Raw genomic sequence first — 16,067 nt, 5'->3', positions numbered from 1 at the left:
CACCGGTTCAAGTTCGCGGTCCCACGGACCGAGCGACTCGGGCATCCGCCGGCTCGCGGACAGCGCGCCCCACAGGCCGCGCCCGCGGGTACGACACCGACTTCCGGCGGCCGCGTGGAGAACACCGGCTCGACCGACCGAGCACACCTCGGGCCCGGGTGCGGACGGTGCCCCGAGCAGGAGCACAACTGCACATGGAACCTGAACAGGACACCACCGCACAGACCCCCGAGGCCACGGTGACCCCCGTGGACGGCACGAGCCAGGCGATCGCCACGGCCGCCGCCGTCGACGCCGGCGAGGTCCCCGCCGCTCCGGAGCCCGCCGCCGAGAAGGCGGCCGAGGAGACGAACGAAGCAACCGCGGCCCACCAGGCGGACGACGACGCCGCGGCGGGCCAGGACACCGGGTCCCAGAAGACGGAGACCGCGGAGCAGGACGGTGCCGCGGCGGAGAAGGCCACCGATGCCTCGGCCGAGAACACGGCGTCCGACGACGACGGCTCCGCGCAGGAGAGCACCCAGCCCCCCACGCAGGACGACTTCGGAGCCTTCGGCCCCGGTGCCTCGTTGCTGTTCCGCGCCCCGGACCCGGAGGAGATCCGCCGTGCGGCCGAGGCGCAGAAGGCCCGCCTGCGCGAGGCCGCCCAGGAGCGCGATGCCGAGCGCGCGGCGCACCGCGACGAGGACGAGGACGACGAGAACGGGAGCGTCTCGAGCAGGCGGCGCCGGCGGCGTCGTCGCGGGGACGAGGACATGGAGCTCGTGGACGACTCCGACGGCTCCGTGACGCGGGTGCGCGCCCCGCGCGGCGCGTCCGAGGGCACGGGCAGCGACGAGGTGGTCGGTGTCCGGGGCTCCACGCGCCTGGAGGCCAAGCGCCAGCGCCGTCGCGAGTCCCGCCAGTTCGGCCGCCGCCGCCACGTGATCACCGAGGCCGAGTTCCTGGCCCGCCGCGAGTCCGTGGAGCGCAAGATGCTGGTCCGTCAGAAGGAGGACCGCATCCAGATCGGCGTGCTCGAGGACGGGATCCTCGCGGAGCACTTCGTCTCCCACACCACGCAGGACTCGCTGATCGGCAACGTGTACGTGGGCAAGGTGCAGAACGTCCTGCCGTCCATGGAGGCCGCGTTCGTGGACATCGGACGCGGGCGCAACGCCGTGCTCTACGCCGGCGAGGTGGACTGGGACGCCGCGGAGCTGGGCAACAAGCCCCGCAAGATCGAGAACGCCCTGAAGCCCGGCAGCACGGTGCTCGTGCAGGTCACCAAGGACCCCGTGGGGCACAAGGGCGCCCGGCTCACCAGCCAGGTGTCCCTGCCGGGGCGCTACCTCGTGTACGTGCCCGGCGGGTCCATGACCGGGATCTCCCGCAAGCTCCCGGACGTGGAGCGCCAGCGGCTCAAGAAGATCCTCAAGGACCGGCTGCCCGAGGGCGCGGGCGTGATCGTGCGCACCGCTGCGGAGGGCGCGTCCGAGACCGAGCTGACCAACGACATCAACCGGCTGCGCTCCCAGTGGGAGCAGATCCAGGAGAAGGCGGGCTCCACCAAGACCCTGGCGCCGGAGCTGCTCTACGCCGAGCCGGACCTCACCATCAAGACGGTCCGCGACGTGTTCAACGAGGACTTCACCGCCATGGTGGTCCAGGGCGAGCAGGCGTGGGACAACATCGAGGCGTACGTGACCTACGTGGCCCCGGACCTGCTGGACCGGCTGCAGCGCTGGACGGAGGACGAGGATCTCTTCGAGCACATGCGCGTGGAGGAGCAGATCCAGAAGGCCCTGGAGCGCAAGGTGTTCCTGCCCTCCGGCGGCTCGCTCGTGATCGACCGCACCGAGGCCATGACCGTGGTGGACGTCAATACCGGCAAGTTCACCGGTTCCGGCGGCAACCTCGAGGAGACCGTCACCAAGAACAACCTCGAGGCCGCCGAGGAGATCGTGCGCCAGCTGCGGCTGCGGGACATCGGCGGGATCATCGTGGTGGACTTCATCGACATGGTCCTGGAGTCCAACCGGGACCTCGTGCTGCGTCGGCTCGTGGAGTGCCTGGGCCGTGACCGAACCAAGCACCAGGTGGCGGAGGTGACCTCCCTGGGTCTCGTGCAGATGACGCGCAAGCGCATGGGCACCGGCCTGCTCGAGGTCTTCTCGGAGCCGTGCGAGGAGTGCGCGGGCCGCGGCGTCGTGGTCCACGACCACCCCCTCAAGGGTCGCTCCACGGCCACCGCGCCGGACCACCGCGGCGGCAACCGCAACGAGCGCAAGCGCTCGCGGCAGAAGCAGAACCAGCCGCAGGACAAACCCCGGTCGAACAACCGGGGTGGCGCGGACGACCAGCAGCAGGCCCGGGACGAGGCCGCCCGCACGGCGTTCGCAAACATCGCGGCCGCCTCCTCCCACGAGGACGACGACGCCCAGGGCGGGTCCCGCGGCGGAGCCGAGCACAAGGACTCGACCGGCCAGCACGCAGGGCACGGGAACCAGGGTCCGGAGCAGGCGTCCGAGCACGGTTCGGCGGACTCCGAGAGCGGGCGGCGTCGGAAGAAGCGTCGCGGCAAGCGCAGCCGCGGTCGTGGGAACCAGGGCGAGGACACCGCCACCGAGAACGGTGGGAACGGTGCCTCCGAACCCCGCGGCGAGCACGCCGCGGGTGACGCCGGGTCCAGCCTGACGATCCACGGTGAGGTCATCGAGCTCCCCCAGGGGCAGAAGGACGAGCGCGCGGAGCAGGAGGCGCTCACCCTGGACTCGCTCTCCGCGGCCTTCTCGGCCGAGGACTCCGGTGAGGACGCGTCGCAGGACCGCACCGGGTCCGGTCGCGGCTCCGGACGGCGGGGCGGCGAGGGCTTGAAGGGCCGCGGGGGACGTTCTACGGGCCAGCGCGGCCGGGGTCGCGGCAACGGCGCGGCGTCGTCCGACGCCGAGCAGGACCGGTCCGAGCAGTCCGAGAGCTCCGCGCCGGAGCGGGACGCCCCGAAGCAGTCGCCGTCCGAGGGCGGCTCCGGGCAGCAGACCCCGTCCCGGCGCGCCACCGCGGCACAGCCCTCCGCGTCCGCCGCTGATGCCGCTCCCGCCAGGCGCCGCCGCGGCTCCCGCCGCGCCGTGGCTCCCACGGCCGCACCGGGTGCCGGAAGCGTGGAGACCCGTGAGTACGACGCCGCCGAGCGCTCGGCCACGCGGTTCACCGCCGCGGCCGCGCCCGTGGGCTCGGCCTCCTCGGACGGCCAGCCCACCATCGTGGGTGTGGGCGTGAGCGCCCGGGACATCACGATGACCCCCAAGGGGGACTGACGCCCCGCGCGGCCCTCCCGGGAGGGCCGCGGGGGACCACCCACCACAGGAGCGCTCGGACTCGTCCGGGCGCTCCTGTGGCATGATCGGGACCACGTGCACGGGGTGCCGCACGGCGGCTGAGAACACACCCGTAGAACCTGATCTAGCTCGTACTAGCGAAGGGAATGTCGTGAACCCCACGCCTTCTGTCCCCGCCCCCCGCGTCCTCTCGATCGCCGGCACGGACCCCACGGGTGGTGCCGGGCACGCCGCGGACCTGAAGTCCATCGCCGCCATGGGCGGCTTCGGGCTGAGCGTGGTCACTGCGGTGGTCGCGCAGAACACGCGGGGCGTGGTGGCGGTCCACACCCCACCCGTGTCCGTGCTGCAGGCGCAGTTGGACGCCGTGGCGCAGGACGTGGAGCTGGATGCCGTGAAGGTCGGGATGCTCGGCTCGGTGGACGTCATCGAGACGGTGGGGGCGTGGCTCGCGGCCCACCGTGCGCCCGTGGTCGTGATCGACCCCGTCATGGTGGCCACCGCCGGGGGGCGTCTGCTCGCATCCGACGCCGAGGACGCGCTGCGCGGCATCCTGCACCACGCGGACCTGATCACCCCCAACCTGCCCGAACTCGCCGTGCTCGCGGAGCGGCCCGTGGCCACCACGTGGGACGATGCGCTCGAGCAGGGCCGGGCCGTGGCGGAGACCTTCGGCACGCGCGTGCTGGTCAAGGGCGGGCACCTGAGCGGGGAGTCCACCCCGGACGCCCTCGTGGTCCCGGGCCGGGCCGAGCCCGTGGCCCAGTACTCGGGGACGAGGGTGGCCACGCGCAACACCCACGGGACCGGGTGCTCACTGTCGTCTGCGGTGGCCACGGTCGTGGCGCGCACGGGGGACTGGGCACAGGGGATCGACACCGCCCGCCGCTGGCTGCGTGGTGCGCTGCGCGCTGCGGACTCCCTGCACGTGGGCCACGGCAACGGCCCGGTCCACCACTTCCACCACGTCCAGGACCTCGTCACGGACCCCGCCTTCGTGGCGGCGTCGTGCGGGGGCACCGGGGATCCCGGCACACGCTTCACCGACGAGCTCTGGGAGGCGAGCGCGCCGATCCGCGAGCAGATCGCGGTCCTGCCCTTCGTGGTGGGGCTGGGGGACGGCACGCTGGAGCGGGACGAGTTCGAGCGCTACCTGGACCAGGACATGCAGTACCTGGACGCCTACTCGCGGGCCCTCGCGCTGCTCGCGGCGGCGGCACCCGAGGAGAGCACCCGGGAGTTCTTCGCCACGGCGGCGGCCGCCGTGGTCACGGGGGAGTCCGCACTGCACCGCGCGCGGCTGGACGGGCGCGCCCCGCAACCGCCCTCCGGGACCACGAGCGCGTACGCGGACTTCCTGCTCGCCCGCACGGGGCAGGACGGGTTCGCGGTGGGTGCCGCCGCGGTCCTGCCGTGCTACTGGCTCTACGCGCACGTGGGGGCGGAGCTCACGGAGCGGGCGCGCCGCACGGGGCTGCAGGGGCATCCGTTCGCGGACTGGCTCGAGACCTACGACGACCCGCAGTTCCACGCCGCCACGGAGGTGGCCCGTGCCGCCGTGGACCGTGCCGCCGAGCAGGCGGACACCGCCACGCGCGAGGCCATGCGCCGCGCCTTCCTGCGCGCGTGCCACCTGGAGCTCGAGTTCTTCGCGCAGACCTCGGCCGCCACCGCACGCCAGGAGGGCTGATCCCGCACGGCGGAGATCCCGCGAGTGGCGTGACTTCCGGGGATCGGGTAGTCTGGACTGTCGGTGCCGGACACCGGTGTGCGCATAGTCGTTTTCATGCGCCCGGACACGGCACACTCGGGTGAACTTCCTGTTCTCGGTGCGACAGCCACGCAGAGAGCGGGTCGGTCACAGACCACCGCGGCGTGATGTCTCGACATTCGCAGTCCGGCAGGAGCCCACCCGACCTTTACACGCAGTCCATAGATGTCGAGAGAAGTGAGTTCCCAAGTGGTGTACGCGATTGTCCGCGCAGGCGGCCGCCAGGAGAAGGTTTCCGTTGGAGACCTCGTGACCCTTGACCGCGTCGCCGGCGAGGCAGGCAGCACCGTAGAGCTTCCTGCGCTGCTGCTGGTCGATGGGGACAAGGTCACCTCCGACTCCAAGACCCTGGCCGACGTCAAGGTCACGGCCGAGATCATCGAGGACCTGCGCGGTCCCAAGATCTCGATCATGAAGTACAAGAACAAGACCGGCTACAAGAAGCGCCAGGGCTTCCGTGCTGAGCTGACCACGGTCAAGATCACCGGCATCGACGCCTGATTTCCCGGTCCCCCATACATTTCCAACGAAGGTAGGCACACACCATGGCACACAAGAAGGGTGCGAGCTCCACTCGCAACGGCCGTGACTCCAACGCCCAGTACCTGGGTGTCAAGCGCTTCGGCGGCCAGTCCGTCAACGCCGGCGAGATCATCGTCCGCCAGCGTGGAACCCACTTCCACCCGGGCCTGAACATGGGCCGCGGCAAGGACGACACCCTGTTCGCCCTGGCCGCCGGTGTCGTCGAGTTCGGCACCCGTCGTGGCCGCCGCGTGGTCAACATCCAGACCGCCGAGTAGTCAGTTCTTCCGGACCCCAGGGTCCACCCGCCGTCACCGCAGCGTGACGGCGACCACTGGAGGGTGGGCGCGTCACGCGCTCACCCTCTAGTCTTTTCAGGACAGCCCCGTCTCCCCGCCCCACGCGGGGGACCCCAGAATCCGAGGAGCCACGTGGCCAGTTTTGTTGATCGAGTCATCGTCCACGCCACGGGCGGCAACGGCGGCCACGGCTGCGTCTCCGTCAAGCGCGAGAAGTTCAAGCCGCTCGGCGGCCCGGACGGAGGCAACGGCGGGGACGGCGGCTCCGTGATCCTGCGGGTGGACGGGCAGTCCACCACCCTGCTGGGCTTCCACCACGCCCCGCACCAGAAGGCCCCCAACGGGGAGCCCGGCAAGGGGGACATGCGCCACGGCTTCAAGGGCCAGGACCTCGTCCTCTCCGTGCCGGACGGCACCGTGGTCAAGGACCGCGACGGCAACGTGCTCGCGGACCTGCTGGGGGAGGGCAGCGAGTACGTGCTGGCCTCCGGCGGCATGGGCGGGCGTGGCAACGCGGCGCTCGCGTCCCCCAAGCGCAAGGCTCCCGGTTTCGCGCTGCTCGGCACCCCGGGCGAGGAGCAGGAGGTGGAGCTGGAGCTGAAGTCCATTGCGGACATCGCGCTCGTGGGCTTCCCCTCCGCCGGCAAGTCCAGCCTGATCGCCGCCATGAGTGCCGCGCGGCCCAAGATCGCCGACTACCCCTTCACCACGCTGGTCCCCAACCTGGGTGTGGTCCAGGCCGGCGACACGCGCTTCACCGTGGCGGACGTTCCCGGTCTGATCCCGGGTGCGTCCGAGGGCAAGGGACTCGGCCTGGAGTTCCTGCGCCACGTGGAGCGCTGCGCCGCCCTGGTGCACGTGATCGACTGCGCCACCCTGGAACCGGGCCGCGACCCGATGAGCGACCTCGACGCGCTGGAGGCTGAGCTCGCCCACTACGCGCTGGACATCGAGGACGACGACCCGTCCTCCATTCCTCTCACGGAGCGGCCCCGCCTGGTGGTGCTCAACAAGGTGGACGTGCCCGAGGCCCGGGAGCTCGCGGACTTCGTGCGCACCGAGCTCGAGGAGCGCGGCTACCCGGTGTTCGAGATCTCCACGGCCTCCCATGAGGGGCTGCGGGAGCTGAGCTTCGCGATGGCTCGCCTGGTCTCGGAGGCACGGGCCCAGGAGGAGGAGCGCGAGGAGCGCCGCCGCACCGTGCCGGTGCTGCAGCCCGAGCCCGCGCGGCGTCGTCGTGGCAAGGACCGCCACGAGTTCGTGATCACCCGCGAGGACCGCGCCGAGGAGCCGCTGTACCACGTTCGGGGCGAGAAGCCCGAGCGCTGGGTGCTGCAGACGGACTTCAACAACGACGAGGCCGTGGGCTACCTCGCGGACCGCTTCGCCAAGCTGGGCATCGAGGACGAGCTGTTCCGGATCGGTGCCAAGCCGGGCAACGCCGTGCTGATCGGACCCGAGGAGAACGGCGTGGTCTTCGACTGGGAGCCCACCATGGTGGGCGGCGCCGAGCTGCTGGGCGGACCCCGCGGTTCGGACCTGCGCCTCGAGGAGACCTCCCGACCCACCCGCCGCGAGAAGCGGGAACAGTTCTACGACCGCATGGACGCGAAGTCCGAGGCCCGCGCGGAGCTCGAGCAGGAGCGCCGCGCCGGGATCTGGACCGAGTCCGTGGACGCACGAGATCGCCGCCGCACGTCCGAGACGAAGGAGACGAACGAGAAGTGACCCACCACGAGAAGACCCCCACCGAGACCATCGACGTCTCTGCCGTGGAGCAGCAGGCGTCCAAGTCCGCGATCCAGCTCAGCACGGAGAGCCGCGGCAAGAACCGGCGCTCGGCCATCGAGAGCCGCGAGGAGCTGCCCAAGGCCCGCCGCGTCGTGGTGAAGGTGGGCTCCTCGTCCCTGACCTCCATCGAGAACTCCATCGACGAGAACGCCTTGCGCTCCATCGTGGACGCCCTCGGACGCATCAAGGCCCAGGGCGTGGAGGTGGTGTTCGTGTCCTCGGGCGCGATCACCGCCGGGCTGCAGCCCCTGGGGCTGTCCAGGCGGCCCAAGGATCTCGCGACCAAGCAGGCCGCGGCGTCGGTGGGCCAGGGTCTGCTGATCTCCCGCTACACCGAGCACTTCGCGCGCTACGACGTCACGGTGGGGCAGGTGCTCGTGACCGCCGAGGACCTCATGCGCCACTCGCAGTACAAGAACGCGCACCGCCAGATCGAGCGGCTGCTGGACCTGGGGATCCTGCCGATCGTCAACGAGAACGACGCCGTGGCCACCCACGAGATCAAGTTCGGCGACAACGACCGGATCGCGGCACTCGTGGCGCACCTGATCAAGGCCGACGCGCTGCTGCTGCTCTCGGACGTGGACGCGCTCTACACCCGCCCGCCCAAGGACGGCGGCGAGCGCATCCCCACCGTCACGGACCCCATCGCGGACCTCGAGGGCGTGGAGATCGGCACCGTGGGCCGCGCCGGAGTGGGCTCCGGCGGCATGGTGACCAAGGTGCAGGCCGCGCGCATCGCGGCGGCGTCGGGCATCCCGGCGCTCGTGACCTCCGCGGCGAACATCGAGAGCGCGCTGGCCGGGGACGACGTGGGCACGTGGTTCGCCACGACCGGCGGGCGGCGCAACGTGCGCCTGCTGTGGCTCGCGCACCTCGCGGACATCAAGGGCACCCTGACCCTGGACGACGGCGCCGTGGAGGCCGTCCGGGGGCGGCGCTCCCTGCTCGCGGCGGGGGTCACCGCGGTGGAGGGCACCTTCAGCGCGGGAGACCCCGTGTCCATGGTGGACTCGACCGGCACCGAGGTGGGCCACGGGCTCGTGAACTACGGCTCGGACGAGATCCCCGGGATGCTCGGCAAGCGCACCTACGAGCTGGGGGAGGAGTTCGGGGAGGACTACGCGCGCGAGCTCGTGCACGTGGACAACCTCGTGAACCTGCGCCCCCGCTCCGCCCGCACCAAACTCACGTGAGCGCCCCGGGCTGACACCGGAGACCCGCGGCGGCAGAGCGAGGGGCACTGTCCTGCCCGGGCCCGCCGCCCGCTTCCGGACACCGCAGCCGCCGGACCCGTACGACACCGACCGCACCGCCCGCCACACACCCGCAGGAGGAACCATGGCCGAGAACACGTCCGTACTGACCGCCCAGGAGACGTTCGGGGACGATCCCGTCACCGGAGTGGGCCTGATGGCCGACGACGCCCGCGTGGCCGCGCGCACCCTCGCCAGGGCACCGCGTGCCTGGAAGGACCGGGCGCTGCACCTCATGGCGGACCGCATCGAGTCGCGCCGCGACGTGATCCTCGAGGCCAACGCCCGGGACCTGGAGCGCGGTCGCGAGGCCGGCACCTCTGCGGCGCTGCTGGACCGCCTCAAGCTGGACGCCGCGCGCATCACGGGACTCGCGGACGCGCTGCGCGAGCTGGCCGCGCTGCCGGACCCGGTGGGCTCCGTGGTGCGTGGTCAGACCCTCGCGAACGGGCTGCGGATGCGCCAGGTGCGCGTGCCCATGGGCGTGGTGGGTGTGATCTACGAGGCACGCCCCAACGTGACCGTGGACATCGCCGGGATCGCCGTGAAGTCCGGCAACGCCGTGCTGCTGCGGGGCGGCTCCGCGGCGTTCGACTCCAACCGGGCCCTCGTGGGTGTCCTGCGGGACGCCCTCGCGGACGCCAAGCTGCCCGTGGACTGCGTCCAGACCGTGGACGACTACGGCCGGGACGGCGCCAACGCCCTGATGGGTGCCCGCGGCAAGGTGGACGTGCTCATCCCGCGCGGCGGGCGCGGCCTGATCCAGTCCGTGGTCACGAACGCCACGGTGCCCGTGATCGAGACCGGCGAGGGCAACGTGCACGTGCTCGTGGACGCCTCCGCCCCCGCGGAGACGGCCACCCGGCTGGTGGTCAACTCCAAGACCCACCGCACCTCCACGTGCAACTCCGCGGAGACCCTCCTGCTGCACGCGGACGCGCAGGAGACCGGCAAGGAGGTCCTCGCCGCACTCGACAAGGCCGGCGTGACCCTGCACGTGGACGACCGCGCCGCCGCGCTGCTGCCCCCGGGCTCGGACCACCTCAAGGCCACGGACGAGGACTGGGCCACCGAGTACCTGGACATGGACATGGCCGTGAAGGTGGTGGACTCGTTGGACGCGGCGATCGAGCACATCCGCCGCTACTCCACGGGCCACACCGAGGCGATCATCACCAACGACCTCGCCAACGCCGAGCGGTTCACCGCCGAGGTGGACTCTGCGGCGGTCATGGTCAACGCGTCCACGCGGTTCACGGACGGCGGCCAGCTGGGACTCGGTGCGGAGATCGGGATCTCCACGCAGAAGATGCACGCGCGCGGCCCCATGGGCCTGGAGGAGCTGACCACCACCAAGTGGCTGGTCCAGGGTGACGGTCACGTGCGCCCCTGAGACGTACCATGGAACGGACGTGGCGCGACAGACGTCCGCCGCACCACACCACCGGCGCCGCCGGTCCGAGAAGGGAAACGCATGAGCTCGCTGCACCTGCTGTCCAACGCCACCCTCGTGGCCTCCGAGGGAGCCCACCACGTGAACGAGGAGCTGCTCTCCATGGCGCCGGTGTTCGGCATCGTGGCGTTCGTGCTCTTCGTGGTGGGCCTGCTGGCCGCCATGTCCTTCTCCTCCCGCGGCAAGGCCCCCGTGGTCGGCGAGTACCACGATCCCTCGCAGCTGCCCGCGGACGAGCAGGCCATGCTCGACAGCGTGCACGCCGCACCGCGCCACTGACGCCGGACCGCCTGGAGTGAATCCCACGAGTGCCCCGGTGGTCACGGCCGCGACGGACCTGACCATTCCCCCGCGCATCCCGGGCAGGACCCGGCTGGGGGTCATGGGCGGCACGTTCGACCCCATCCACCACGGGCACCTCGTGGCCGCCTCGGAGGTCGCGGCGGTCTTCGACCTGGACGAGGTCGTCTTCGTGCCCACGGGTGAGCCGTGGCAGAAGGCGGGGCAGGACGTCACGGACGCCGAGCACCGCTACCTCATGACGGTGGTGGCCACGGCGTCGAACCCCCGCTTCACCGTGTCCCGCGTGGACGTGGACCGTCACGGGCCCACGTACACGATCGACACGCTGCGGGACCTGCACGCCCAGCGCCCGGACGCCGAGCTGTTCTTCATCACGGGCGCGGACGCCATGGCGGAGATCCTCACGTGGAAGGGCGCCGAGGAGCTGTGGCGCCTGGCCCGGTTCGTGGGCGTGACCCGCCCCGGGCACGTGCTCTCCGCCCCCGTGGGATCGGAGAGCGTGTCCCTGCTGAACGTCCCGGCCATGGCGATCTCCTCCACGGACTGCCGCGCCCGGGTGGCCGCGGGCAAGCCGGTCTGGTACCTCGTGCCGGACGGCGTGGTGCAGTACATCAACAAGTACGGTCTCTACTGCAGCGGGACCGCTCCCGGCAGCACGTCCGGCCACGCGCCGGCGTCGGACGCGGGCCCCGTCGCGGACACGAGTCCCTGCGGGGCGCCCGACGCCGCCCCGTCCCGTTCCGCCCCCACGGATCCGCCCGGGCCGTCACGCCCGGGCCAGAGGAGCCCCTCGTGAGCACACCCCCTGACAAGCACGACGACGAGTCCCCCGAGTGCCCCTGGGCCTCCCACCCGGCCACGGGTGAGCACGAGCGGCTCTCGCCGCCCGCGCCCATGATCGAGCTGGACACGCCGCCGCAGGAGAACGCCGTCAAGCCGCTCGGGCCCCGCCGGCTCGCGCGGCTGCAACGTGAGATGGCCGAGCACGCGCGGCAGCTGCAGGAGACGTCGGCGCAGAACGGGGGCGAGCAGGTGGACGACGCCCTGCTCGCGAAGCAGCATCGGCTCGCCGAGCTGGCCCTGCGTGCAGCCGCGGCGAACGAGCAGGACCGGCGGGACGCCGACCGCGCGGCCGCAGCCCAGTCCACCACGCCGGGGGAGACGAACCCCGGGGGTGGGACACCCGGGCGGGGAGCCGCTCCTGCCGCGTCGGAGCCGGTCGGCAGCGAGTACTTCACCATCACGTTCCCGGGTGCGGCGCAGGCCACGGCCGGTGGGATGGATCTGGGATCGCGCGTGGCGGATCCCGCCTCCCTGCCCGCCTCCGCGGTGCACTATGGTCCGGTGACCACGCAGATCCCTGCGATCCCGTCTCCGCCGCCCGCCGAGGAGCCCACCACCGGTGCGCAGCGGACCTCGGACGGCACCGCCCGGTCCGACCACGACCACGACCGCGGGACTCCCGCGGAGCACGACAGCCCCGAGGAGGGGCTCCGCGACGGCGATCGCGTCGACCAGGACACGGAGGCGGCCGGCGACGAGCACGCTCCCGCGGCGTCGTCGGAGTCCGCCGACCGCGCTCAGGACGCCCCGGTACCCGCCGGGCCGGTGCGCGCCGTGGACGCCGAGGGTCTCGAGCTGCTCGAACCCAAGGAGTACACCCGGGGCACCGCGGCGCCCAAGGTGCTGATCACCCTGCTGCTCGTGGTGCTCGCCGCCCTGGCGGTCGTCCTCGTCATGTTCATCCTCTAGAACCACCAGAAAGGACAGCACACTCCTGTGACTGCCACCACCGAATCCACCGCTCTCGTGCGTGCCGCCGCCGCGGCCGCGGACCAGAAGAAGGCCGAGAACATCGTGGCCTTCGACGTGTCCGAGAGCCTGGCCATCACGGACGTCTTCATGGTCGCGTCCGCACCCAACGAGCGCCAGGTCTCCGCCGTGGTGGACGCCGTGGAGGAGGCGCTGATCGAGCGCTTCGACCGCCGCCCCCTGCGCCGCGAGGGCAAGGGCGAGGGCCGCTGGGTGCTGCTGGACTTCGGCGACGCCGTGATCCACGTGCTCCACGACGAGGACCGGGCGTTCTACGCGCTCGAGCGGCTCTGGGGCGACAGCCCCGCCATCGACGTGCAGCTCCCGCAGGCACCCGCCGGAGCCGCTCCGGGCGCCGGCGACGACGCCGCCACGCGGGCCGGCTGAGCCGCGTCCCGCTGATTTGCGCGCGCCCTCGCATCCTGTCTAGGATGATCGAGTCGTTGACGGGGAGACCGGAAACGCAGACGCCGCCGCACGGTGGCCCGGAGGAAGAATCTGGGTGAACGGGCAGTGATGGAAGCGTGGTAAAGTTTCGCCGGAAGCACGGGGCTATGGCGCAGCTGGTAGCGCACCTGCATGGCATGCAGGGGGTCAGGGGTTCGAGTCCCCTTAGCTCCACCATCAAGGGAAATCCCCTCACCGGAAACGGTGGGGGGATTTTTCGTGCTCGGGGCAGATCAGCGTCCCGCAGCCGCGGGCCGGTGGCGACGGATGGGTAGCATGGGTCCGGTCCCGGAACCGACCAACGCCCCCCCACCCCTGGAGCACTGCCCGATGGAACGCCTGGTCATAGCCCCGCACATGGACGACGAGAGCATGGGCTGCGGAGGGCTGCTGGCCAAGTTCCCGGACGAGTGCACCGTGGTGGTCGTGGCGGCCGGGGACGAGACCCGCAGCCGTGAGTTCCGCAGCGCCATGGAGGTCCTGGGGGTCGAGCGGACCCGCGAGCTGAACCTGCCGGACGGCGCCGTGGGAGCGGACATGCCCGCTCTCGTCCGGCAGCTGGACGTCATCTGTGCGCAGCTGCGACCGGACGAGCTGTACCTGCCGTTCCCCTCCCTGCACCAGGACCACATATCCGTCTACGAGGCCGGGATGCGCACCGCCCGGCTGTCCATGTCCCCGGAGCACTGGTCCGCCCCGTCCGTGCTGGTCTACGACGTGGCCGTGTACGACGTGAACCTCTACCCGAGCGACCTGCGCTGGAACACCTTCGAGCCCCTGAGCGAGGAGCAGGCCGAGCGCAAGGCCCGGGCGTGCCGCTGCTACGAGTCCGAGATCCCGGGGGAGAACCACCCGATCACCGCGATCAAGGACCTCGCCGCCGGACTGGGGCGGGTCCGTGGGGTGGCGTACGCGGAGCAGTACGCGCTCGTCAGGCACGTGCGCTGATGCGGGTCACCATCCACCAGCCGGACCTGCTGCCCTACTCGGGCTTCTGGTACAAGATGGCGGTCTCGGACGCGTTCATCGTCTCCCGGCACGACCAGTTCCAGAAGCAGGGCTACCAGCGCCGCGTGCGGATGCGGGGCACGTGGGCATCCCACCGGCTCGTGGGCAAGCCCGCGCTCGTGCCGATCACGGACGTGCAGGTCATGGCCGGGTGGCAGGAGAACCTTGCGCGGGTCATCACGAGCCGCTACCGCGGTGCCCCGCAGTGGGCGAACCGGGGGCCGGCGCTCGTGGAACGCATCCGGGGTTTCACGGGCAGCGCCTTGGACGAGGTCAACCTGCAGCTGATCCACATGATCCGGGACGAGCTGGGCATCACCACCCCGCTGCTGTTCACGGACCCGCCGCGGCAACGGGCCACCGACCGGCTCATCGAGCAGGTCAGGGCCGTGGGAGGGGACGAGTACTACGCGGGATCCGGTGGCCGCGCCTACATGGTGGAGAACCCGGAGGAGTACTTTGCGGAGCACGGTCTGACGCTCACCTGGTCCGACCACGTGCCCGTCTCCGGGGACTCCGTACTGAGCCTGCTGTTCGACTTCGAGGACCCGCTGCCCGCGATCATGAACCACTCCTGAGGGCGAACGGAACCGCAGCGCACGGCCCCGGCGCGGGCCACCACCGGTGTCCGGCCGCCCCGGACCGGCACCGGGGGCGCAGCCGGCGGCCCCGCGGGGCACCAGCGTGGGCCCGGGTGCCTCGCAGCGCCTGTGGGCTCGCGTGCCGCGGAACATCAGGTGGCGCGGCGTGCCACGAGGATGCGGGAAGCCTCAGGCCGGGAAGAGACCCCGCCAGGCGGCGTCGTCGTGCGGTTCCAGACCGCCGGCCTGAAGCATGCGGTGCGCCACGAGGTCCCACGTGAACAGCCGGGCCCGCTCGAGCCCTGCCTCGCCCATGCGGCGGGCCGTCTCTGGATCGGCCATGCGGTCCATGGCCGCGACGAGCTCCGGGACGCTCCCCGGGGCCACCGTGAGCCCGGCGGGGCCGATCATGTCCGCCGCCCCGCCGCGTGCGGAGCCGATGCTGGGGACCCCGGCCGCGGCGGCCTCCACATGCACGATGCCGGCGGGCTCGAACGTGGTGGGCACCACGAGGCACGTGGCGCGCGCGTAGAGCGCGGCGAGCCGGCGCTGCTGGGCGGGGTCGTCCGCGCGCAGGAAACCGTGCCCGGTCACGCCCGGGAGATCCACGCGGGGGTGGTTGCCCACGAGGTCCAGCCGCGCGTCCGGGTGGCTGCCGCGCAGCCGTGCGAACGCCGCGAGCAGCGTGGGCCCGTTCTTGTCCTCCCACGCCTTGCCCACGAACAGGAAGCGGGGCGAGCTCCAGTCCTTTCCGAACGACGCCGCCCGGTCCGGTTCCGGCCCCGCGGGCCCCGGCACGTGGTTGGCGCCGAGTCCCACGGGGAAGACCGTGCCGGGGTCCGTCCCGAAGTCCTCGACCACCGAGCGGGCCGTCCACGGCGTGGCCGTGCAGCACGCGGTCGCATTCCTGAACGCCCTGCCCTGGGCCCGCAGCCGCATCCGACGGGTCCAGGCCCCGACCCGGCCCCACTCCAGCTCCCCGGCCTCGATGGCCTGGGGGACCGTGAGGTCCTCGAAGGTGATGACTCTCGGGTGGCGGACCTCGAAGGACGTACCGAGGCGCAGCACCGCGTCCAGGTGGCCCGCGCGAGCGATCCCGTGCGACATCAGCAACGTCCCGAGCGCGCGGTACTCCGCGCCGATCCGCGCGGCGGACTTGGCATGGTCCACGGCCTCCGGCAGCGGCTGGCCGCGTCGGACCGCGCCGATCCGCGGGAGCATCCGAGGGGCGGCCAGAACCCGCTGCACCGTGGCGTCCACGGGTTCGCCGGCGCGAGCACTGAGCCCCACGACGTCGTGCCCCTGGGCCCGCAGCGCCTGCCCGATGCCGCGGGGCGTGCCGGACCACGACGCGGGGTCGAAGGGGTCACCGTGGAAGGCCAGACCCAGCCGGAGCGGGCGGCCAGGACAAGGGGACTCGGGAGGGTGCCCGGCGGGGGAGGGAGCCGTCATGCTCCCACCCTAGACAGCGGCCGGGCCGCCCGAGGACAGCGCCGACCCACCGGCC

Annotated in this window: 14 protein-coding genes, 1 tRNA gene and 1 riboswitch; of the genes, 14 read left to right on the top strand and 1 reads right to left on the bottom strand. The window is 72.0% G+C overall.

What is annotated here, in order from left to right:
* The first annotated feature begins 194 nt into the window (after positions 1-194).
* From P8S73_RS01945 to P8S73_RS01880, 14 genes are all read left to right on the top strand, one after another.
* Positions 195-3,296: an Rne/Rng family ribonuclease gene (locus P8S73_RS01945; RefSeq protein WP_257745003.1), complete on the top strand. Its 3,102-nt coding sequence runs from the start codon at positions 195-197 to the stop codon at positions 3,294-3,296.
* A 91-nt stretch (positions 3,297-3,387) separates the two neighbouring features.
* Positions 3,388-3,481: riboswitch (TPP riboswitch) on the top strand.
* Positions 3,469-5,007, top strand: coding sequence for a bifunctional hydroxymethylpyrimidine kinase/phosphomethylpyrimidine kinase (locus tag P8S73_RS01940; protein WP_019309035.1), 1,539 nt, complete (start codon positions 3,469-3,471; stop codon positions 5,005-5,007). It overlaps the preceding riboswitch by 13 nt.
* A 270-nt stretch (positions 5,008-5,277) precedes the next feature.
* On the top strand, positions 5,278-5,589 hold the full coding sequence (gene rplU, locus P8S73_RS01935; protein WP_012398198.1) for a 50S ribosomal protein L21: 312 nt from the start codon (positions 5,278-5,280) through the stop codon (positions 5,587-5,589).
* Positions 5,590-5,633: 44 nt separating this feature from the next.
* Complete coding sequence (gene rpmA / locus P8S73_RS01930; protein ID WP_012398199.1) at positions 5,634-5,888, top strand: 50S ribosomal protein L27; 255 nt, start codon at positions 5,634-5,636, stop codon at positions 5,886-5,888.
* A gap of 153 nt (positions 5,889-6,041) precedes the next feature.
* Positions 6,042-7,637, top strand: coding sequence for a GTPase ObgE (obgE, locus tag P8S73_RS01925; RefSeq protein ID WP_019309036.1), 1,596 nt, complete (start codon positions 6,042-6,044; stop codon positions 7,635-7,637).
* Positions 7,634-8,896 carry a glutamate 5-kinase gene (gene proB, locus P8S73_RS01920; RefSeq protein WP_183085941.1) on the top strand — a complete coding sequence of 421 codons (1,263 nt, stop codon included), beginning with the start codon at positions 7,634-7,636 and terminating at the stop codon, positions 8,894-8,896. Before obgE ends, proB begins: the two co-directional genes overlap by 4 nt.
* A 145-nt stretch (positions 8,897-9,041) precedes the next feature.
* Positions 9,042-10,349 (top strand): glutamate-5-semialdehyde dehydrogenase, encoded by a 1,308-nt coding sequence (locus tag P8S73_RS01915; protein WP_396350466.1) that lies wholly within the window; start codon positions 9,042-9,044, stop codon positions 10,347-10,349.
* A gap of 81 nt (positions 10,350-10,430) precedes the next feature.
* Positions 10,431-10,688: a hypothetical protein gene (locus P8S73_RS01910; RefSeq protein ID WP_019309039.1), complete on the top strand. Its 258-nt coding sequence runs from the start codon at positions 10,431-10,433 to the stop codon at positions 10,686-10,688.
* A gap of 103 nt (positions 10,689-10,791) precedes the next feature.
* Complete coding sequence (nadD, locus tag P8S73_RS01905) at positions 10,792-11,508, top strand: nicotinate-nucleotide adenylyltransferase (RefSeq protein ID WP_237708702.1); 717 nt, start codon at positions 10,792-10,794, stop codon at positions 11,506-11,508.
* Positions 11,505-12,464, top strand: a complete 960-nt coding sequence (locus P8S73_RS01900) for a hypothetical protein (protein ID WP_029603095.1) — start codon at positions 11,505-11,507, stop codon at positions 12,462-12,464. Before nadD ends, P8S73_RS01900 begins: the two co-directional genes overlap by 4 nt.
* A gap of 27 nt (positions 12,465-12,491) precedes the next feature.
* Positions 12,492-12,911, top strand: a complete 420-nt coding sequence (gene rsfS / locus P8S73_RS01895) for a ribosome silencing factor (protein WP_144801711.1) — start codon at positions 12,492-12,494, stop codon at positions 12,909-12,911.
* 161 nt (positions 12,912-13,072) lie between these two features.
* Positions 13,073-13,148 (top strand) — tRNA-Ala (locus P8S73_RS01890).
* A 153-nt stretch (positions 13,149-13,301) separates the two neighbouring features.
* The gene (locus tag P8S73_RS01885; RefSeq protein WP_083311009.1) at positions 13,302-13,919 is read left to right on the top strand and encodes a PIG-L deacetylase family protein; all 618 of its coding nucleotides are present in this window, start codon (positions 13,302-13,304) and stop codon (positions 13,917-13,919) included.
* The gene (locus P8S73_RS01880; protein ID WP_396350465.1) at positions 13,919-14,557 is read left to right on the top strand and encodes a WbqC family protein; all 639 of its coding nucleotides are present in this window, start codon (positions 13,919-13,921) and stop codon (positions 14,555-14,557) included. Before P8S73_RS01885 ends, P8S73_RS01880 begins: the two co-directional genes overlap by 1 nt.
* 192 nt (positions 14,558-14,749) lie before the next feature.
* Here the strand turns inward: P8S73_RS01880 and P8S73_RS01875 are convergent, their stop codons facing one another.
* On the bottom strand, positions 14,750-16,012 hold the full coding sequence (locus P8S73_RS01875; RefSeq protein ID WP_396350464.1) for a glycosyltransferase family 4 protein: 1,263 nt from the start codon (positions 16,010-16,012) through the stop codon (positions 14,750-14,752).
* Between the last annotated feature and the right edge of the window lie 55 nt (positions 16,013-16,067).

Origin of the sequence: Kocuria sp. ChxB (assembly GCF_044359605.1) — a bacterium.
Lineage (GTDB): Bacteria > Actinomycetota > Actinomycetes > Actinomycetales > Micrococcaceae > Kocuria > Kocuria rhizophila.
This window is presented reverse-complemented; position numbering and strand designations above follow the sequence as displayed.

Excerpts from the sequence above, each read along its gene's own strand:
- P8S73_RS01945 (WP_257745003.1), top strand. The coding sequence starts at position 195 with ATGGAACCTGAACAGGACACCACCGCACAGACCCCCGAGGCCACGGTG.
- rpmA (WP_012398199.1), top strand. The coding sequence starts at position 5,634 with ATGGCACACAAGAAGGGTGCGAGCTCCACTCGCAACGGCCGTGACTCC.
- P8S73_RS01915 (WP_396350466.1), top strand. The coding sequence starts at position 9,042 with ATGGCCGAGAACACGTCCGTACTGACCGCCCAGGAGACGTTCGGGGAC.
- P8S73_RS01910 (WP_019309039.1), top strand. The coding sequence starts at position 10,431 with ATGAGCTCGCTGCACCTGCTGTCCAACGCCACCCTCGTGGCCTCCGAG.
- nadD (WP_237708702.1), top strand. The coding sequence starts at position 10,792 with ATGGGCGGCACGTTCGACCCCATCCACCACGGGCACCTCGTGGCCGCC.
- P8S73_RS01885 (WP_083311009.1), top strand. The coding sequence starts at position 13,302 with ATGGAACGCCTGGTCATAGCCCCGCACATGGACGACGAGAGCATGGGC.
- P8S73_RS01880 (WP_396350465.1), top strand. The coding sequence starts at position 13,919 with ATGCGGGTCACCATCCACCAGCCGGACCTGCTGCCCTACTCGGGCTTC.
- P8S73_RS01875 (WP_396350464.1), bottom strand. The coding sequence starts at position 16,012 with ATGACGGCTCCCTCCCCCGCCGGGCACCCTCCCGAGTCCCCTTGTCCT.